Raw genomic sequence first — 19,101 nt, 5'->3', positions numbered from 1 at the left:
GGGACCAGGGCCTCGGCGGCGCGCTCCACCGCGCGCTCGTGCCCGGCGAGCAGCCGGGCCAGGGCGGCCGCGGCGCCTGTGCGGCGGAGTTCCAGGGCCCGCTCGGGCGTGGTCAGGGACCAGACGTCGGGCAGGGCGCGGGCGACCATGGCGGGCGCGAAGGTGAAGAAGGCAGCCACGACGGGCTCCGGGCCGACCGGTCCCAGGGGTGCGGCGCGGCCCGCGAAGTAGCCGCGCCAGAAGCCGCGCAGCCCCCCGGCCTCGTATGCGGCCTTGGCCTCCGGTGCGAAGTACGCCACCGCGTGGATCGGCTCGAAGAGGGCCCACATCGTGCGGGCCGTCGTCGCAGCACTGGTGTTCATCGTCATGCTCCCTTCAGCATCGCCCCCGGGGCCGGACCACGACCGGCATTGTGTCAAGCTCCCGGAACCCGGACATCGGGGTCGGACGTTGACCCGGATGTCCGATTACGGCATCAACTGACACCATCTGGCATCACCGGCGCCTGATACGACCATCGAGGAGATCGGCTGTGACCCTGCGGCAAGAGATCGTCGGCAACGCCATGCAGATGGCGGTCTGCACCCTCCAGCCGGGGCAGACCGTCTACTGCGAGGCCGGGAAGTTCCTGTTCAAGACGGCGAACGTGACGATGGAGACCCGGCTGTCCGGGCCCGGCGGGGGCGGCGGCCAGGCCGCCGGGGGCAATGGCGGGAGCGCCGGGGGCGGCGGGATGGGCGGGATGCTGCGCCAGGCCATGGGCACCGCCATGCAGGTGGGGCAGCGGGCGCTGGCCGGGGAGTCGCTGGCGTTCCAGTACTTCACCGCCACCGGCGGCGAGGGCACCGTCGGCTTCGCCGGGGTGCTGCCCGGTGAGATGCGGGCGCTGGAGCTGGACGGGGCGCGGGCGTGGTTCGCGGAGAAGGACGCCTTCGTGGCGGCCGAGTCCACCGTGGAGTTCGGGATCGCCTTCCAGGGCGGGAAGACCGGGCGCAGCGGCGGCGAGGGATTCATCCTGGAGAAGTTCACCGGACGCGGCACCGTGATCATCTGTGGTGCGGGCAACTTCATCGACCTGAATCCGGCCGATTTCGGCGGCCGGATCGAGGTCGACACGGGCTGCATCGTCGCCTTCGAGGAAGGCATCCAGTACGGCGTGGAGCGCATCGGCGGGCTCAACCGCCAGGGGCTGATGAACGCGGTCTTCGGCGGTGAGGGGCTGTCGCTGGCCACCCTGGAGGGCAATGGGCGGGTGATCCTCCAGTCGCTCACCATCGAGGGCCTGGCGAACGCCCTGAAGAAGGCGCAGGGCGGCGACAAGCAGGGGCCGACGGGCGGGATGTTCTCCACCCACGCGGGGTGACGGCCCGGGCCCCGGACGTCGCCTGCGGCCTGGCCCCGGGCCGCAGCCCCTGGCCAGGACGTGTCCGGGCCGGTCACGCCAGTCGGCCCGGGCCTGCCCGGCGGCCGGCTCAGACCGGGAGCGGCAGACCGGCGGCGTGGAAGAGCCGGTCACGGGAGGCCGCGGCCTCGTCGAAGACGGCGTCACCTCCCTTCAGCACGCCGTTCTCCTTGAGGACGTCACCGGCCACCACGACCAGGTCGACATTGCCGGCGTGGCCGCCCGCGACGATCGTGGCCCCGACGTCCGTGGCGGGCAGCATGTTGGCGTGATCGAGGCGGATCATGATCAGGTCGGCCTCCTTGCCCGGGGTCAGGCTGCCGGTGCGGTCGTCGATCCCCGCGGCCCGTGCGCCCTCGATGGTCGCGAAGGACAGCAGGTCGGCGGCGTCGAATGTGGGCAGGCCCGGAACACGGTCCATGGGCCCGGCCGCACCGGCGAGGATCAGCTGCTGGTAGGCGAGCGTCGCCCGCATGACGCCGAACATGTCACCGCTCACGATCGTCTCGGTGTCCACGCTGAGGCTCGGGCGGACACCGGCGGCCAGCAGACGGTTGGTGGCCGGCTGGCCCAGGCCCGGCATGAAGACCTCCAGGGCGCCGGCCACGGACGCGGTGGCGCCGCGTGCGGCCAGCATTCTCAGCTCCTCGTCGGTCGACGTGCACAGATGGATGAACGTCATGTCCGAGGCGAGCAGCCCGGCCTCCTCCAGTTGCCGTACGGCCTGCTGCTCCGCCCCCCACTCGCCGAGGCCCACGTGCATGCTGATGCGCAGGCCCAGCTCACGGGCGAGCCGGATGTCGTGCTCGGACACATCGGGGGTGGACAGCTCCGGTCCGCGGAGCATCGCGTTGAGGGTCACCCGCGCCGAGTCGTCGGAGAGCACCTCGTCGCGGATGCGCCGAATGTCGTCGGGGTGAGTGCGGTCACTGCCGAACTGCCACTGCTCGGCCTCCGTCGACGGCCAGCCGTGGTCGAAGACGGCACGGATGCCCGACTCCCAGTGCGCGGCGATCGCCGCGTCCGAGTGCTCGGGGCTGTTGCTGATGTGCGACTCGTCCCGCACGGTCGTCACCCCGGAGTCGAGGGACATCAGGTCCGCCGCCAGGTTGCCGACGTGTACGTCCCGGGGGGCGAAGTACTGTCCGAGGCCGATTTGCACCTGGCTGCGGTACTCCTGGTAGGTCCAGGCGGGGCCGAGATTGCGGAGCGCTCCCTGCCAGTTGTGTCGGTGGGTATCGATGAAACCGGGCAGTACGGCGTTCCCTGTGCCGTTGATGACCCTGGCCCGGTCGTCGGACAGGTCCCGGCCGATTTCGAGGATCCTGCCGTCGGCGACGAGAACGTCGCCCACGAAGTTGCCGAGCTTGTCGTCCTGCGTCATCAGATACGCGCCCTTGATCAGGATGCGTTCCTTGTTCTGCGGCTGGTTCGGGGACACCTGTGGTTCCTTTCATGCCTGGGCGGCACTGTGCTGCTCGTCCATCGAGGGAGGGACGGTGGGTCGGGAAGGGACGGTGGGCGGTCCGCGTCCGGTCGGACGCGGAAGTGGATCACTTCGCGGTGGTGCCGCGCGGGGGCCGGGAGGCGATCCAGACGGCGCCAAACGTGAGCAACGCGCCGAGGATGGTGAGGACGGAGGGGGACCGGCCGCCCGAAGGGACGAGGAAGTCCAGGGCGATCGAACTGGCGAGCTGCCCCGCGATGGAGGCCATGCTCAGCAGCAGAACACCGATCCGGCGCACCAGGAACGCCGAGGCACCGATGAACACCACGCCGCACAGACCACCGAGGTAGACCCACAAGCTGGTGGGCAGCGGGTGCCCCGCGGTCCCCCGCACGAGTGTTTTCGCCCCCCAGACCGCGACGAGGAACACCGCACCGACAAGGAAGTTGAGCCAGGTCGCCGCGAGTGGCGAGCCCGACGCGGCCGTCGTCGCTCCGTTCATGGCCTGCTGCACGCCGAGGAGGAAGCCGGCGGCGATGGCGGCGAGGGCCGGCAGGATGATCGTGGCCGGCGCTGGGGTGTCGGCGAAACGGGGCAGGGCGGACACGACCGCGGCCGCCAGGATGACAGCCGCTCCCGTGAGCCGAGCGGCGCCCGGGCGCTGCCGCGGGCCGCCGCCGATACCCCGGCTGTCCACGATCAGACCGCCAAGGGTCTGACCGGCGATGGCCGACACTGTGAACACGGCGATTCCAGTGACCAGCGCGGCGGTGGACTGGGCCAGGGCGAACGTGCCGCCGAGCACACCGGCCGGCAGGTACCGGCGGGGGAGCCGACCGTCCCGGGAATCGTCGGCCAGGCGGCGCAGCGCGCCGCGCAGCCCGGGAGAGAAGAACGCGAGGAGCGACAACAGGACGAGTCCGCCCGAGAAGCTGATCGCCGCTGCGGCGATGCCGTCGTCGAGGCGATGACTCAGCTCACCGTTCAGACGGGCCTGTACCGGTACCACCATGCCGGCTGCGATGGCTGCCACGACGGCCGGCGCCGCGCCGCGAGGCACGGATGGGCGGGACCGTTCCGCCGACTGGGGACCGGGCCCAGCAGGACGGCGGCCTGACCCGGGTGGTGCGGTGGGAGTGCTCATGTCGAAGTTCCTTCGAGAAGGGTTGCGGCCGGACAGGGCCCGGTCGACCCGGCCGCTGATGGTCGGCCGGGCCCCGCCCGCGGCGGGGCCCGGGGCGCGGATCTCTCTCAGAAGTCCGTACGCGCGATGTCGTCGAGGACCGACGGTCCCGTGGGGGACCAGCCCAGGACACGCCGGGCCGTGTCGCCCGAAGCCTGCTGGTCAAGGAGAAGGGCCTCGCCGAGCAGGCCGAGCCGGTCGAGCGTTTGTACGACGGGTTCGGGCTCGACGCGTCCGGCCAGGCCGACAGAGCGGCTCACCGCTTCGGTGATCTCCCGTACGGTCGGGTTCGCGCCGCCGGCGCCGATGAAGTACGAACCGGCCGGGGCCTTCTCCAGCGCGAGCACGTAGAGCTCGGCCAGGTCGTCCACGTGCACGGTGCTCCAGTGCTGGTCACCGGGGCCGATCATGGTGAGCGCCGGGGTGTTTCCGGCGGTTCGAGGACCGGCAGCGACGAGGTTCAGCAAACCGCCGCCGTGGCCGTACACCACCGCTGGTGCGATGACGGAGGTCCGGATGCTCCGCGCGTCGCGTACGAGCTTGCCGAGCGGCACCCGCCAGGCGGTCAGCCGCGGGGCGTTCATGCCGGACGACTCGGTGATCGCCGAACCGCTGCCGTGCAGCCAGACACCGGTGGTGTGCACGAACGGCCGGTCCGTGTTCCGCAGCGCGCGCAGGAAGCTGGTGACGGCCACCTCGTCGACGGTCGCGCTGGTCTCGTCGCCCGGCGACGCCACGTGGATCACGCCGTCGCTCGCAGCCGCGAGTTTCTCCAGGGCGTCGCCGTCTGCCAGGTCGGCGACCGCGGGCTCGGCACCCTTGGCCCGCACCAGCCCGGCCTTCTCGGCGGAGCGCACCACGGCGGTCACCTGGTGGCCGCCGGAGACGAGTCGATCGAGCACCGCGGCTCCGATGTAGCCGGTGCCGCCGGTGAGCAGTACGCGCATGGTCATCCTCTTTCGCTGACGTCCTGGTCGGGGCCTTGGCCCGGCCCGCACGACAACGGTCGCCCTGCCCGGCTATCGTGTCCAACGAATGTTTTCGAATACTCGATCGGAAATGCCGATTAATGGGGGGGAGTGTGGACCAGAAACGGCTGGAGTACTTCATCACCGTCGCCGAGGAGCTGAACTTCACGCGGGCGGCCCAGCGGCTGCACATCACTCAGTCCACGCTCTCGGCCGGTATCAAGGCACTGGAGCACGAGCTCAGGGCCGAGCTGCTCCTCCGCTCCACGCGGTCGGTCAGACTGACGGAGGCCGGCTCGGTGTTCCTCCCCGAGGCGCGGGCCGCGATCGAGGTACTCGACCGGGCCCGGGCGGCAGTGGAGCCGCTCTCCACGGGGCTGCGCGGCAGCCTCACCGTGGGCGTCCTCAGCGGGCTAACGGTGATCGACGTACCCGCGCTGACCGGTGAGTTCCACCGGCATCATCCCAAGGTCCGATTGCGTACCGAGACCTCCCAGCGGGGAACCTCCGGGCTGATCGACCGGATCAAGGAGAGCCACGTCGACGTGGCCTTCGTGGGAGCCGACATCAAGGACGAACACCTCAGATCGAGGGCCATCAAGAGGTACGAGGTCCATCTGCTGGTCCCCGCCGATCACCCACTGGCCCGCCGGAGGAGCGTACGGCTCAGCGACGTCGCCGGGGAATCCTTCGTCGACATGCCCGCCGGTTTCGGGCAACGCCAGGTCGTGGACGACGCGTTCGCGAAGGAGGAACTGTCCCGGCAGGTCCTCATCGAGGTCTCGGACATCACCACGATCGCGGACTACGTGGCGCACGGCCTGGGCGTGGCGCTGTTGCCCCCGGACTTCGCCGCGGCGGTCGGGGACACTGTGCGTACCGTCCCCCTCGCGGACGCCCGACTGGCCTGGACGCTCAGCGTGGTCGCCTCCGCGACGCGCCCGCCGACGCGGGCGCTGCATGCCTTCCTCGACCTGATCCCGCACCACATCCGGCGCGACCGCGTGTTCTGAACGGACGTCCCCGGCCGCACATCGCCCCGGACGTCGACTAGGGCCTGGCCCCCGGGCCGCGGTCCCTGGGCCACCGCCTACTTCGCGCCCGCGACGTAGAAGAGGAAGAAGAGGAATGCGGCGATGAAGTGGACGCCCACGAGGTAGATGAAGACCCGGACGGTGAAGGACATCGGCGCCCGGTCCTCCTCGTTCGGGCCGGTCCGCGCACGCACCGGCGGGTCGGTGGGGGTGTCGCTCGGGCTCATGTGGTGCGTGGTCATGTCGTTCCCGTCCTCCTTCATGGGATACCGGGCCTTCCTCGGCGAGCGGCGTCGCCGAGGCACAGCTCGGCCGCGCCGCTTTGCAGCAGCGTGTGGACGAAGAGCAGATCCACGCCGCCGGGCGAGGCGGCGGCGATGCGGTGCGGGGTGAGCGAGTCGAAATGGGCCGCGTCGCCCGGGGAGAGGGCGTGCACCGTCTCTCCGAGGGTCAGCCGCAGCCGGCCCGCCAGGACGTAGAGCCACTCCTCGCCGGGGTGGACCCGCACCAGGCCCTCCTGGGCGCCGGAGCGCTCCGGCACATGCAGCCGGAGCGCCTGCATGGCCCGGCCGGAGCCGCCGGCCTGCCAGTAGGTCCAGCCGCCCGCCTCCTGCGCCTCCATGCGGTCGGCCCGTACGACCGGGTCCCGTTCCGAGGTCCCCTCGCCGAGCAGGTCGGATACCGTGGTTCCGTAGGTACGGGCCAGGGCCAGCAGCATCGGGAGCGAGGGCTGGCGGCGGCCCGTCTCCAGCCGCGACAGATGCGCGGGCGAGAGCCCGACGCGATGGGCGGCGGCCTCGAGCGTCAGACCACTGCGCCGCCGCAGGTCGCGCAGGCGGGGGGCGACGGTGGGCAGCTCGGCGGACGGTCCGCCGGGGTGACCGTCGGCCGGTCCGTCCGTGGGCCCCTCGTCGGGATCGTGGGGGAGCGGGTGCATGTCTCCGGTATAGCCAGACTTGACCTCTCGGGCAAAAGATTTGCCTGAGAGGCAAGAAGCGCGCCCGGGGCGGGCGAGGGGTTACGTTTTCGTTACCTCCTCTGGCGCTTCGCGCAGTTCTTGTGAACTCCCGGCGAACGGCGGTCACTTGGCATTGACACGACAGCGTCTACGCGCGTCATGCTATGTCTATGACAATCCCCCCACGGATCGCTCGCATCGGTGCCCTCGGCGCCCTCGTTTCGACGCTGATCATCGGCGGTACGGCCACCGCGGCCACCGCTGTCGCCCCGTCGGCCTCGCAGACCGTTGTGTCGACGCAGGTGATCGCGGCCGTCGGCGACATCTGCTACTCGGATCTGCCGTCCCAGGCCCATGACACCCTGGACCTGATCGAGAAGGGCGGCCCCTACCCGTTCCCCCAGGACGGCACCGTCTTCCAGAACCGTGAAGGCGTCCTTCCGTCCCAGTCCTCCGGTTACTACCACGAGTACACCGTGATCACCCCGGGCTCCGGCGACCGTGGCGCCCGGCGCATCGTCACCGGTAAGCAGACGGACGAGGACTACTACACCTCGGACCACTACGCCTCGTTCGACCTGGTCGACCGCGGCTGCTGACGCGGCCCCACCGAAGACCGCCACCCCCCGCACCGCGGCCGCTGCCCCTCATCAGGGCAGCGGCCGCAGCGCTGTTCGCGCCCGCCCTCCGCCCTGCCCCCGGACCCGCCCTCCGTCCCGCCGCCCGCCGACAACGGTCATCGCCCCGGGAACCCCGCGCGGGTCATTGTCGTTGCTTCCCGATACCGTCTCGGTTAGCAGCGGACGTGCGGGGAGGCATGGTGGCGAACGGTCCGGAAGTGGTCACGTGCGGGGAGGCGATGCTCCTGCTGCTCGCCGAGCCCGGGGTTCCGCTGGACCGGGCCGTGCATTTCCGCCGGTCGGTGGCGGGGGCCGAGTCCAATGTGGCCGTGGGCCTCGCCCGGCTCGGCCACGGGGTGCGCTGGCTCGGCCGGGTCGGCGCCGACCCCGCGGGGGAGGCCGTGCTGCGCGAGCTGCGCGCCGACTGTGTGGACGTCGCCCACGCGATCGTGGACGACCACGCCCCCACCGGGCTGCTGATGCGGGACAGCCATGCGCACCGCGCCATCGATGTGCAGTACTACCGCATGGGATCGGCCGCCTCCCGGCTGACGCCCGAGCAGATACGGCCCGAGGCCCTCGAAGGCACCCGGCTGCTGCATCTGTCCGGGATCACACCGATGCTCTCGCCGACCGCGGCGGCCGCCAGTCGGCGCCTGGTGGAGCTGGCCCGTGCGGCCGGGGCCAAGGTGTCCTTCGATCCGAACGTACGCCACAAGCTGGGCGGCGCGGCGCAGTGGGCCCAGACGGCGGGCCCGTTGCTGCGCGACGCCGACATCGTCCTCGCGGGCGAGGACGAGTTGGAGCTGCTGACCGCCCAACCCGCCGACGAGGCCGCGCGGGAGCTGCTGCGCGGCGGGGCCGCCGAGGTCGTGATCAAGCGCGCCGACCACTCCTCGACCGTCCTCACCGCGGACGGCGGCTGGGACCAGGCGCCCCACGCGGTGCCGGTCGTCGACCCGATCGGGGCCGGTGACGGCTTCGCGGCCGGGTATCTGTCGGCCCGTCTGCGCGGGCTGCACGAGCATCAGGCGCTCGCCGAGGCGGTGTGCGTGGCCGCCCTCGTCGTCCAGGCCGCCACCGATACGGACGGGCTGCCAACCGCCGCCGCGCGGGACCGGGCGCTCGCCGAGCTGTCCAAGGGCGGGGACGCGGTGTACCGCTGAGCCGGCCCGCCGCATCCACGGCCCACCCCGAGAGCGCGTACGACGCAGACCGCACACACCGCACAGGCAGCACACAGACCGCACCCAGTCAGCACTGGTAACACAGACAAGCCTGATATCGATATCGATCCATCAAGCGCATCACCGCACCGCACATCGTCCACCGCACACCGAAACCGCCGCATATCCCGGAGGCAATCCGGGGCGGCATCGCCAGCAGCACTTGGGAGAGGAAGGCGGCGACCGCCATGTACCGCTGGGAGATCACCCGGGCCGCGCTCGCGCAGCGCGTTCTCGCCATCGTCCGTAGCGACAGCTACGACCACGCCCATGCCACGGCGGACAGTCTGCTCTCCGCCGGTATCACCAGCCTGGAGATCTCGCTGACCACGCCCTTCGCCCTGGAGGCGGTCACCACACTGATCCGGGAGGTCGGCGATGACGCGGTGATCGGCGCGGGCACGGTGCTCGACGCCGCCTCGGCCCGGATGGCGGTGGACGCGGGCGCCCGCTTCCTCGTCTCGCCGAGCCTGGACCCCGAGGTCATCCGCACCGGCCACCGCTACGGTCTGCCGGTCTTCCCCGGCGTGGCCACGCCCACCGAGGCGGTGCACGCGATGGAGCTGGGCGCGGACGCCCTGAAGCTCTTCCCCGCCTCCGCCTACGGGCCCCGCTGGGTCAGCGACGTACGGGCCGCGCTGCCGCAGGCCGCCGTGGTCCCCACCGGCGGGGTGACGCCGGCCGAGGCCCCGGACTGGATCGCGGCCGGGGCCGTCGCCTGCGGGATGGGCTCGGCGCTGTCCGAGGGCGACCGGGACACCGTGGGCAAGCGCGCCGCCGAGCTGCTGGCCCGCCTCGCGGATGTGGCACCACCGCTGGACTCGGCACCAGAGCTGTACTGATCGGCACCAGAGCTGTACTGAACCGCTGTGCGCGGGCCGTACGGACGGGGGCGCCCGGGTCGTACTGACCGCTGTGCGCGGGCTGGACGGGCCCGTGCGTCCGCCTGTCCCAGCGGGCGGTCAGCCGCATCCGCTTCCCGTGGGACGGGAGTTCTGCCACCCTGAGCGCGCTGTGATCATGCGGCTCGTACCGGCCGCCCGTTCGCGCCCAGGAGGTGCCGTGAGACGTACCGTCACGCTGTCCGCCCTCGCCGCCGTGCTCGCCGCCACCGCCGCCGGTTCGGCGCTGGCCGTCGGCTCCCCGGCCAAGTCCGAGCCGCCGCGGGCGTCCGCCGCCGACCAGGCCCGGCAGCAGCGCGGCACCCTGCTCGACCGGGTGCCCGAGCGCGGGGTGCTGCGGGTGTGCACCACGGGCGACTACCGGCCTTTCAGCCATCGCGACCCCAAGTCCGGCGCCTACACCGGCATCGACATCAAGATGGCCGGCGACCTCGCCAAGAGCCTGGACGCCAAACCGGCGTTCGTGCCGACCACCTGGGCCGCCCTGGTGGACGACCTCGCCGCCGGACGCTGCGATGTGGGCATGGGCGGGGTGTCGGTGACCCTGGCCCGGGCCCGTAAGGCGTCGTTCAGCGAGCCGTATCTCACCGACGGCAAGACGCCGATCGTGCGCTGCGCGGACAAGGACAGGTACCGCACGCTGGAGGACATCGACCGGCCGGGCGTGCGCGTGGTGGTCAACCCGGGCGGCACCAACGAGGAGTTCGTCCGGGCCCATGTCAAACGGGCCACTCTCACCGTCCATCCGGACAACACCACGATCTTCGACGAGATCATCGCGGGCCGCGCCGATGTGATGATGACGGACGCTGGCGAGACCCGCTACCAGTCGGCGATCCACCCGGAGTTGTGCGCGGTCCACCCCGACGAGCCGTTCTCCTTCTCCGAGAAGGCGTACGCCCTGCCGCGCGGCGACGCGCAGTTCAAGGAGTACGTCGACCAGTGGGTCCATCTGGCCACCCACGACGGTACATACAAGAAGTACGAGGTTGACTTCCTCCCCCTCCTGAAGGAGGGGGATTCCTACGGCTCGCGCCGTAGAGGTTCCTGCTTCATCGCCGACCGCCCGCCCGGAGAACTCCGTTGAGGTCTTACACCGGCTCCACAGGCCGACACCGCCAGCCCGGCGGCCAGAATGTTCCGCGCCGCGTTCACGTCGCGGTCGTGGGTGACGCCACAACTGCCGCAGGTCCAGGTGCGGACGCTGAGCGGCATCGTGTCCCGCAGGGTTCCGCAGTGCGAGCACAGCTTGGAGGAGGGGAACCAGCGGTCGACCGCGATCACCTCGCGGCCGTACCACCGGGCCTTGTACTCCAGCATCGTGCGGAACTGGGACCAGGCCGCGTCCGAGATGGCGCGGGCCAGCCTGCCGTTCTTCAACAGATTCCGAACGGTGAGGTCCTCGATCGCGATCGTTTGGTTTTCACGAACGAGCCGAGTAGTGATCTTATGCAACGCATCGCGCCGCCGGTCGGCGATCCGGGTGTGAACGCGGGCGACTCTCCGGCGGGCCTTGGCCCGGTTGGCTCCCTCGCCCTTGGCCTTACGGGCCAGTTCCCGCTGCGCCTTGGCCAGCCGCGCGCGGTCGTGCCGCTCGTGGCGGGGGTTGGTGATCTTTTCCCCGGTCGACAGGGTCAGCAGGTGGTCCAGCCCGGCGTCCACGCCGACCACCGTGTCCGTGGCGGCCAGTGGCTTCACACCGGGGTCCTCGCACAGCAGAGACACGAACCAGCGTCCGGCCGCGTCCTGGGAGACGGTCACCGTGGACGGTGCGGCCCCCTCCGGCAGGGGGCGGGACCACACGATGCCGAGCGGTTCCGTCATCTTCGCCAGGGTCAGCTTCCCGTCCTGGAACCGGAACGCGCTGGTGGTGTACTCCGCCGACTTCCGCGACTTCTTCCGCGACTTCAACCGCGGGTACCGGGCCCGCTGGGCGAAGAAGTGGGTGAACGCCGTCTGAAGATGGCGCAGGGCCTGTTGCAGCGGGACGGAGGAAACCTCGTTCAGATAGGCGAGTTCCCTGGTCTTCTTCCACTCGGTGAGCATGGCCGAGGTCGCGTTGTAGTTCACCCGCTCCTGCCGCAGCACCCACGCCTGGGTACGTGCCGCCAGGGCCAGATTGTAGACCTTCCGCACACACCCGAACGTGCGCGACAGCTCGGCCGCCTGCGCATCGGTCGGATGGAAACGGTACTTGAACGCCCGTTTCACGTGGGTGGCCTTCATGATTCACATGCTAGCGCATCAGTTTGTGAACCGGTGTCACCCGTTGGGGCTGGGCGCGGATCCGCCCTGGCGGCGAACCGGCTTCCTGCCCCTGCTCCGCATGAGCCCGGCTCTTCCCTACCCTGATGGGTGGGGTTCCCTCGGAGGAAATCAGATGAGTCCCGCCCAGCCCGTGCGCCGCCGCTCGGACGCCGTCGCCAACCGCGCCGCCCTCCTCGACGCCGCCGAGCGGGTCCTGCTCCGCGATGGGCCCGCCGTGCCGCTGGACGTGGTGGCGCGCGAGGCCGGGGTCGGCATCGCCACGCTGTACCGGAACTTCGCCGACCGCGACGAGTTATACGCGGCCGTCGTCCACCGCGCCCACCAGCTCGTGGCCGACCTCGCCCAGGAGGCCGAGGCCAGCCCGGCGCCACCGCTGGACGCGCTGGCCGGTTTCCTGGACCGGCTCCTCGCCGAACGCCGCCATCTCGCCCTGCCGTTGCTCAGCGCCCCCGGCCCGCGCCCGCGAAACGGAGCCGATCCCTTCGGCCTGTATCCGCCGGATGGAGCCGACCCCTTCGGCCCGTATCCGTACAACGGGGCCGACCCCCTCGGCCCGCGGATCTCCCGGTCGCTGGCCGCGGTTCTGAAGCGGGGCATCGACGGCGGCTCGATCCGGCCCGATGCCACCGCCGCCGACCTCGTGGTCACCGTGGCGATGCTCGCCCGTGCCCAACTCCCGCCCGATGCCTGGGATCGGGCCGCCCGCCGCATCGCCGCGCTCGTCCTGGACGGGCTGCGCGCCCGCTCCGACACCGCGCCGCTCCCCGCCGGGCTCACCGGTGCCGAACTGGACCGGGCCATGACCCACAGCGGGGGCGACAGGGCCGCGTACTAGCCTGTCGCCCGCAGCGGGATGCGCATTTGCGCGAATTCGGGCGCGGCCCTCGCGCGGGTGCTACACGCTGACGGATGCCGGTCGTAATGCCCCGGACCGGTGACCGTTTCCTCGCACCCGGAGAGACGATATGAGCAGCCCCCTCAGCCACCCCCTCGTGCGGACCTTTCTGGCCACGGTCGAGCGGCGGACCGCGGCGCTTCCCGCCGCGTGGCGGGAGGAACTGCTCGAGGATCTGCGCGAGGAGATCGCGGCGGCGCTGGCGGACGACCGCACCGGGGATCCCGCCGCGGCCGGTGGCCCGGCGATCGGCGAGGAGCGGATACGGCGGGTGCTCGACTGGATCGGAACCCCGGAGGAGATCGCGGCGGACGCCCTGGCCGAGGAGTCCGGCAGCATTCCCCCCGAGCCCGAGAACCCCGGCGGCACCTGGCTGACGCTCGGCCTCGCCGTACTGCCCGTGCCGCTGTGCCTGGTCCCGGGCGTGGGCATACCGCTGGGGCTGGTCGCCGCCTTCGGCGCGCTCGTCCGACTGTGGCGGTCCGCGCCGTGGGCGCGGCGCGAGAAGCGGCAGGCCACGCTGTTCGTCCTGTCGCCGCTGGTGACGGTGCCGGTGCTGGCGGCCGGCCTCTCCCTGGCGTTCGACGGGATCAGCGCCCCCGCGTTCGTCGCCTCCCTCCTGATAGCGCTCACCCTGCCGGTGGTGGGCGCCATACGGCTGGCCCGGTCCGCCGCCCGGCTGCGCGAGCAGGCCCCGTAGGAAGGTAAGCCCGGTAGGAGGGCAGGCCCGGTAGGGGGGGCAGGCCCGGTAGGGGGGCAGGACGGCCCCCTGGGGTGACAGCGTTGTCGGCCCCGGCGGGCCGACTGTGCGTAGTTTGTCCGGACAACAGAACTTCACGACTTCCCGTCATGTGCTCATCCGGATACCCTCGCCCCGTGGCTATGGAGGAAGAAGACTCTTCGGGCGGGGCCGAGGCGCTCCAGCTCAGCGTGGACCGCAGCAGTCCGGTCCCGCTGTATTTCCAGTTGTCCCAGCAGCTCGAGGCGGCGATCGAGAAGGGGCGGCTGGCGCCCGGCAGCCTGCTGGGCAATGAGATCGAGCTGGCCGGTCGGCTCGGGCTGTCCCGCCCCACCGTCCGGCAGGCCATTTCGTCGCTGGTCGACAAGGGGCTGCTGGTGCGCCGCCGGGGCGTGGGCACGCAGGTGGTGCACAGCCAGGTCAAGCGCCCGCTGGAGCTGAGCAGCCTCTACGACGATCTGGAGGCGGCCGGTCAGCGCCCCGCCACCCAGGTGCTGCGGAACACGACCGAACCGGCGACCGCCCAGGTCGCCGCCGCGCTCGGCATCTCCGAGGGCGCCGAGGTGGTGCTGATCGAGCGGCTGCGGCTGGCGCACGGCGAGCCCATGGCCCATCTGCGCAACCACCTCCCGGTGGGCCTGCTCAAGCTGGACAGCGCCGAGCTGGAGGACACCGGGCTCTACCGGCTGATGCGCGCGGCCGGGATCACCCTGCACAGCGCCCGCCAGGCGGTCGGCGCCCGCGCGGCCACCGCCGAGGAGGGCGAGCAGCTCGGGGAGCCGGCGGGCGCACCGCTGCTGACCATGGAGCGCACGACCTTCGACGACACCGGCCGGGCCGTGGAGTTCGGCTCGCACACCTACCGGGCCTCGCGCTACGCCTTCGAGTTCCAGCTTCTCGTACGCCCCTGAGCCCTTCGCCCCTCGCGCGGTAGTCGGTCCCCGTTCTTGACGTGTCCCGCGTCCCCCGCTACAAGTCCTCCAGCCGGACGGGCACCGGGCCCGCCACGGGTTTCACCGTACGCGGCGCCGCCGAGCACCCCGGAAGCCCCGGCCAGGGCCGGTGACGGATACTTGGCGGCGGCCGGGGCCGATCATGCGGTACCCGGCCGCGAAGGTGACAGCGGGACGAACACACAGTGAGAAGGGCGGGTCTTCGTGGCGAAGGTGCGGAGAGGGGCACGTGTGATGACCGCCGCCGTGCTGGCGGCGGTGCTGGGTACGGCGCTGGCGGGGTGCAGCAGTACGGGCGGCAAGCGTGCCGAGGAGCGGGCCGCGCGGGAGGCGGCCGCCGGGGGGCGGGCGGCGGTCAACACCCCGAAGTGGACCTTCGCGATGGTCACCCACTCCGGCGACGGCGACACCTTCTGGGACATCGTCCAGAGCGGCGCCAAGCAGGCCGCCGTCAAGGACAACATCCGGTTCCTCTACGCCCACAACGAGGAGGGCAAGGAGCAGTCCCAGCTCGTCCAGTCCTATATCGACCAGAAGGTCGACGGCCTGATCGTCACCCTCGCCAAGCCCGACGCCATGAAGGCCGTGGTGAAGAAGGCGCGGAAGGCCGGGATACCGGTGATCACCGTCAACTCCGGCTCCGAGGTGTCCAAGGCGTTCGGCGCGCTCACCCACGTCGGCCAGGACGAGACCATCGCGGGCGAGGCGGTTGGCGACGAGCTGAACAAGCGGGGCCGCAAGAAGGCCCTGTGCGTGCTCCACGAGCAGGGCAACGTCGGCCATGAGCAGCGCTGCGACGGCGCGGCCAAGACCTTCGACGGCAAGATGGAGAAGATCTACGTCGAGGGCACCAACATGCCCGATGTGCAGTCCTCGATCGAGGCCAAGCTCCAGTCGGACAAGGGCATCGACACCGTGCTCACCCTCGGCGCGCCCTTCGCGGACACCGCCGCCAAGGCCGCCGACCAGGCGGGCAGCAAGGCCGAGATCGACACCTTCGACCTCAACGCCAAGGTCGCCGCGGCGCTCCAGGACGGCACGCTCGGCTTCGCCGTGGACCAGCAGCCGTATCTCCAGGGCTATGAGGCCGTGGATCTGCTGTGGCTCAACCGCTACAACGCCGATGTGCTCGGCGGCGGCAGGCCGGTGCTGACCGGACCGCAGATCATCACCAAGGACGACGCCGCCGAGCTGGCGTCGTACACGAAGCGGGGCACCCGATGAGCGCGGAGGCACCGCCCGTCGAAGAGCTGGCGAGCCGGCAGCCGGTGCGCGGCTCGCTGCCGCGGCGGCTCGCGGGGCGGCCGGAGCTGGGCGCGGTCGTCGGCGCCGTCGCCGTCTTCGTCTTCTTCTCGGTCGTCGCGGACGCCTTCCTCCAGTGGTCCAGCTTCAGCACCGTGCTGTACGCCTCCTCGACCATCGGGATCATGGCGGTGCCGGTGGCGCTGCTGATGATCGGCGGGGAGTTCGATCTGTCGACCGGCGTCCTGGTGACCAGCTCGGCGCTGATCTCGTCGATGTTCTCGTACCAGATGACGGCGAACGTATGGGTCGGCGCCGGGGTGTCCCTGCTGGCCACCCTCGCGATCGGCTTCTTCAACGGCTATCTGCTGGTCCGCACCAATCTGCCGAGCTTCATCATCACGCTCGGCACCTTCCTGATCCTCCAGGGCTGCAACCTCGGCTTCACCAAGCTGATCAGCGACACCGTCTCCACCAAGAGCATCGCCGACATGGAGGGCTTCCCCTCCGCCCATAAGGTCTTCGCCTCGCATCTGACCATCGGGGACGTCGAGGTGCAGATCACCGTCCTGTGGTGGTTCGCCCTGGTCGCGCTCGCCACCTGGATCCTGCTGCGCACCCGCGCCGGGAACTGGATCTTCGCGGTGGGCGGCGCCAAGGAGGCGGCCCGCGCGGTCGGCGTACCGGTGGAGCGCACCAAGATCGGCCTCTATCTGGGCGTCGCGCTGGCCGCCTGGATCTCCGGCCAGCATCTGCTGTTCAACTACGACGTCGTCCAGTCCGGCGAGGGCGTGGGCAATGAGCTGCTCTACATCATCGCCGCCGTCATCGGCGGCTGCCTGCTCACCGGCGGCTATGGCTCGGCGGTCGGCGCGGCGGTCGGCGCGTTCATCTTCGGCATGACCAACAAGGGCATCGTCTACGCGCAGTGGGGCGCCGACTGGTTCAAGTTCTTCCTCGGGGCGATGCTGCTGCTCGCCACGCTGCTCAACTGGTGGGTCCGCAAGCGGGCGGAGGAGAGCAAATGAGTACGTCCCAGACATCTCAGGCATCTCGGACGGCCCTGGTCGCGCTCAGCGACATCAGCAAGTACTACGGCAACGTCCAGGCCCTGGACGGCGTCTCCCTGGAGGTGCACGCCGGGGAGATCACCTGCGTCCTCGGGGACAACGGCGCGGGCAAATCCACCCTCATCAAGATCGTCGCCGGGCTGCACCAGCACGACGGCGGCACCTTCGCCATCGAGGGGGAGGAGACCCGGCTCGGCTCCCCGCGCGAGGCCCTGGACCGCGGGATCGCCACCGTCTACCAGGACCTCGCCGTGGTCCCGATGATGCCGGTGTGGCGGAACTTCTTCCTCGGCTCCGAGATCCACAAGGGCCGCGGACCGCTCCGGCGCCTGGACGTGGCGGCGATGCGCGCCACGACCCACCGTGAGCTGCTGCGCATGGGCATCGAGCTGCGCGACGTGGACCAGCCCATCGGCACCCTCTCCGGCGGTCAGCGCCAGTGCGTGGCCATCGCCCGCGCCGTCCACTTTGGCGCGAAGGTGCTGATCCTGGACGAGCCGACGGCGGCGCTGGGCGTCAAGCAGTCCGGGGTGGTGCTCAAGTACGTCGCGGCCGCCCGGGACGCGGGCCTCGGCGTGGTCCTCATCACCCACAACCCGCACCACGCCTATCTCGTCGGCGACCGCTTCGTGCTGCTCAAGCGCGGCACCATGGCGGGCAGCCACGCCAAGGACGAGATCGCGCTGGAGGAGCTCACCCGGCAGATGGCGGGCGGCAGCGAGCTGGAACAGCTCAGCCATGAACTGGCCCGCACCCCCGCGCCCGATCTCTCGGAGGGGGTCGCCAAGGGCTGAGCGGCCGGGCCGACGGCCGTGTTCCGGCACCCGTGCGGGCCGCGCGCCGTAGGCTCGCCATGCGGCGTGAGGCACGGGTGAGGCACAATCGCACGGCGGGCCCCACCCGCCACGACCGACGCACCCGAGGCCGCGCGGCCTCCCGATACCCCCGCAGGGACGACGAACTCTTGCGAGCACGTACCCGCAGCGACCGTACCCCCCACACCGGCGAGGGGGCCGGCCGATGAGCATCTACCGCGAACGAGTGCACCGGGGCTCGGCCCGGGCCACCGTATTGCGGACCGTCGGCACCCGTGAGCGCCGCTCGCATCTCAGCGCGCCCCGGGTGCCCACGGTCGGCATCGACATCGGCGGCACCAAGGTGATGGCAGGGGTGGTCGACGCCGACGGCACCATCCTCGAGAAGCTGCGCACCGAGACCCCGGACAAGTCCAAGAGCCCCAAGGTCGTCGAGGACACCATCACCGAACTGGTGCTGGACCTCTCCGACCGGCACGATGTGCACGCCGTGGGCATCGGCGCCGCGGGCTGGGTGGACGCCGACCGCAACCGGGTGCTCTTCGCCCCGCATCTGTCCTGGCGCAACGAACCGCTGCGCGACCGGCTCGCGGAGCGGCTCGACGTCCCGGTCATGGTCGACAACGACGCCAACGCCGCCGCGTGGGCGGAGTGGCGGTTCGGCGCCGGACGCGGCGAGGACCATCTCGTCATGATCACCCTCGGCACCGGAATCGGCGGCGCGATCCTGGAGGACGGCCAGGTCAAGCGCGGCAAGTACGGCGTCGCGGGGGAGTTCGGCCATATGCAGGTCGTCCCGGCCGGCCACCGCTGCCCCTGTGGCAACCGCGGCTGCTGGGAGCAGTACAGCTCCGGCAACGCCCTCGTCCGCGAGGCCCGGGAACTGGCCGCCGCCGAGTCGCCGGTCGCGTACGGGATCACCGACCGGGTCGGCGGCAACATCCAGGAGATCACCGGACCACTGATCACCGAGCTGGCCCGGCAGGGCGACGCCATGTGCGTCGAACTGCTCCAGGACATCGGCCAGTGGCTCGGCGTCGGCATCGCCAATCTCGCCGCCGCCCTCGACCCCTCCTGCTTCGTCATCGGCGGCGGCGTCAGCGCCGCCGACGATCTGCTGATCGGCCCCGCCCGGGACGCCTTCCGGCGCACCCTCACCGGCCGCGGGTACCGGCCGGAGGCCCGGATCGTCAAGGCGCAGCTCGGCCCCGAGGCCGGGATGGTCGGCGCCGCCGACCTCGCCCGGCTGGTGGCCCGCCGCTTCCGCCGCGCCAACCGCCGCCGCGTCGAGCGGTACGAGCGCGCCGGGTCCTCCTCTCCGCTGCGGTTGGCGCCGCGGGGTCAGGCAGGCCGCGAATGACCGCCGCCGAGCAGCGCCC

Annotated in this window: 20 protein-coding genes; 13 read left to right on the top strand and 7 right to left on the bottom strand. The window is 71.3% G+C overall.

Annotated features, from left to right (window positions below; all coding sequences use genetic code 11):
• Window positions 1-362, bottom strand: a 362-nt coding sequence (locus KN815_RS32615; RefSeq protein WP_443732336.1) for an SCO6745 family protein, incomplete at its 3' end; no start/stop codon positions are given.
• Window positions 363-532: 170 nt separating this feature from the next.
• Between KN815_RS32615 and KN815_RS32610 the strand changes: the two genes are divergently transcribed.
• Window positions 533-1,363 carry an AIM24 family protein gene (locus KN815_RS32610; RefSeq protein ID WP_216345459.1) on the top strand — a complete coding sequence of 277 codons (831 nt, stop codon included), beginning with the start codon at window positions 533-535 and terminating at the stop codon, window positions 1,361-1,363.
• Between the two features lie 109 nt (window positions 1,364-1,472).
• Here the strand turns inward: KN815_RS32610 and KN815_RS32605 are convergent, their stop codons facing one another.
• The 3 genes from KN815_RS32605 to KN815_RS32595 form a co-directional block, all read right to left on the bottom strand.
• Window positions 1,473-2,843, bottom strand: coding sequence for an amidohydrolase family protein (locus KN815_RS32605; protein WP_216345458.1), 1,371 nt, complete (start codon window positions 2,841-2,843; stop codon window positions 1,473-1,475).
• A 112-nt stretch (window positions 2,844-2,955) separates the two neighbouring features.
• Window positions 2,956-3,882, bottom strand: coding sequence for a DMT family transporter (locus KN815_RS32600; protein WP_301184675.1), 927 nt, complete (start codon window positions 3,880-3,882; stop codon window positions 2,956-2,958).
• 218 nt (window positions 3,883-4,100) lie between these two features.
• Window positions 4,101-4,985, bottom strand: coding sequence for an NAD-dependent epimerase/dehydratase family protein (locus KN815_RS32595; RefSeq protein WP_216345456.1), 885 nt, complete (start codon window positions 4,983-4,985; stop codon window positions 4,101-4,103).
• A gap of 128 nt (window positions 4,986-5,113) precedes the next feature.
• Between KN815_RS32595 and KN815_RS32590 the strand changes: the two genes are divergently transcribed.
• On the top strand, window positions 5,114-6,013 hold the full coding sequence (locus KN815_RS32590) for a LysR family transcriptional regulator (RefSeq protein WP_216345455.1): 900 nt from the start codon (window positions 5,114-5,116) through the stop codon (window positions 6,011-6,013).
• 77 nt (window positions 6,014-6,090) lie between these two features.
• On the opposite strand, the gene KN815_RS32585 is transcribed toward KN815_RS32590, so the two are convergent.
• Complete coding sequence (locus tag KN815_RS32585; protein ID WP_253209379.1) at window positions 6,091-6,276, bottom strand: DUF6126 family protein; 186 nt, start codon at window positions 6,274-6,276, stop codon at window positions 6,091-6,093.
• A gap of 17 nt (window positions 6,277-6,293) precedes the next feature.
• Window positions 6,294-6,971: a helix-turn-helix domain-containing protein gene (locus KN815_RS32580; protein ID WP_253209378.1), complete on the bottom strand. Its 678-nt coding sequence runs from the start codon at window positions 6,969-6,971 to the stop codon at window positions 6,294-6,296.
• A gap of 191 nt (window positions 6,972-7,162) precedes the next feature.
• On the opposite strand from KN815_RS32580, the gene KN815_RS32575 reads away from it, so the two are divergent.
• From KN815_RS32575 to KN815_RS32560, 4 genes are all read left to right on the top strand, one after another.
• Window positions 7,163-7,591, top strand: a complete 429-nt coding sequence (locus KN815_RS32575) for a ribonuclease (RefSeq protein ID WP_216345453.1) — start codon at window positions 7,163-7,165, stop codon at window positions 7,589-7,591.
• 218 nt (window positions 7,592-7,809) lie between these two features.
• Complete coding sequence (locus KN815_RS32570) at window positions 7,810-8,778, top strand: sugar kinase (RefSeq protein WP_216345452.1); 969 nt, start codon at window positions 7,810-7,812, stop codon at window positions 8,776-8,778.
• A 248-nt stretch (window positions 8,779-9,026) separates the two neighbouring features.
• Window positions 9,027-9,680 carry a bifunctional 4-hydroxy-2-oxoglutarate aldolase/2-dehydro-3-deoxy-phosphogluconate aldolase gene (locus KN815_RS32565; RefSeq protein WP_014055663.1) on the top strand — a complete coding sequence of 218 codons (654 nt, stop codon included), beginning with the start codon at window positions 9,027-9,029 and terminating at the stop codon, window positions 9,678-9,680.
• 220 nt (window positions 9,681-9,900) lie between these two features.
• On the top strand, window positions 9,901-10,827 hold the full coding sequence (locus KN815_RS32560; protein WP_253209377.1) for a transporter substrate-binding domain-containing protein: 927 nt from the start codon (window positions 9,901-9,903) through the stop codon (window positions 10,825-10,827).
• Here KN815_RS32560 and KN815_RS32555 read toward each other — a convergent pair.
• Window positions 10,764-11,966 (bottom strand): RNA-guided endonuclease InsQ/TnpB family protein, encoded by a 1,203-nt coding sequence (locus KN815_RS32555; RefSeq protein ID WP_216345451.1) that lies wholly within the window; start codon window positions 11,964-11,966, stop codon window positions 10,764-10,766. The genes KN815_RS32560 and KN815_RS32555 overlap by 64 nt on opposite strands.
• Before the next feature lie 154 nt (window positions 11,967-12,120).
• On the opposite strand from KN815_RS32555, the gene KN815_RS32550 reads away from it, so the two are divergent.
• The 7 genes from KN815_RS32550 (at window position 12,121) to KN815_RS32520 (ending at window position 19,082) form a co-directional block, all read left to right on the top strand.
• Complete coding sequence (locus tag KN815_RS32550; protein ID WP_216345450.1) at window positions 12,121-12,843, top strand: TetR/AcrR family transcriptional regulator; 723 nt, start codon at window positions 12,121-12,123, stop codon at window positions 12,841-12,843.
• A gap of 130 nt (window positions 12,844-12,973) precedes the next feature.
• Entirely contained in the window at window positions 12,974-13,603 is a 630-nt protein-coding gene (locus KN815_RS32545; RefSeq protein WP_216345449.1) for an HAAS signaling domain-containing protein, read from the top strand.
• 182 nt (window positions 13,604-13,785) lie between these two features.
• Entirely contained in the window at window positions 13,786-14,553 is a 768-nt protein-coding gene (locus KN815_RS32540) for a GntR family transcriptional regulator (protein WP_216345460.1), read from the top strand.
• Between the two features lie 276 nt (window positions 14,554-14,829).
• On the top strand, window positions 14,830-15,819 hold the full coding sequence (locus KN815_RS32535; RefSeq protein WP_216345448.1) for a sugar ABC transporter substrate-binding protein: 990 nt from the start codon (window positions 14,830-14,832) through the stop codon (window positions 15,817-15,819).
• Complete coding sequence (locus tag KN815_RS32530) at window positions 15,816-16,865, top strand: ABC transporter permease (RefSeq protein ID WP_216345447.1); 1,050 nt, start codon at window positions 15,816-15,818, stop codon at window positions 16,863-16,865. The genes KN815_RS32535 and KN815_RS32530 overlap by 4 nt, the downstream gene beginning before the upstream one ends.
• Window positions 16,862-17,701, top strand: a complete 840-nt coding sequence (locus KN815_RS32525) for an ATP-binding cassette domain-containing protein (protein ID WP_216345446.1) — start codon at window positions 16,862-16,864, stop codon at window positions 17,699-17,701. Before KN815_RS32530 ends, KN815_RS32525 begins: the two co-directional genes overlap by 4 nt.
• 226 nt (window positions 17,702-17,927) lie before the next feature.
• Window positions 17,928-19,082 carry an ROK family glucokinase gene (locus KN815_RS32520; protein WP_059141815.1) on the top strand — a complete coding sequence of 385 codons (1,155 nt, stop codon included), beginning with the start codon at window positions 17,928-17,930 and terminating at the stop codon, window positions 19,080-19,082.
• Window positions 19,083-19,101 lie beyond the last annotated feature (19 nt).

The sequence above is a fragment of the Streptomyces niphimycinicus genome, assembly GCF_018883605.1.
Classification (GTDB): domain Bacteria; phylum Actinomycetota; class Actinomycetes; order Streptomycetales; family Streptomycetaceae; genus Streptomyces; species Streptomyces niphimycinicus.
This window is presented reverse-complemented; position numbering and strand designations above follow the sequence as displayed.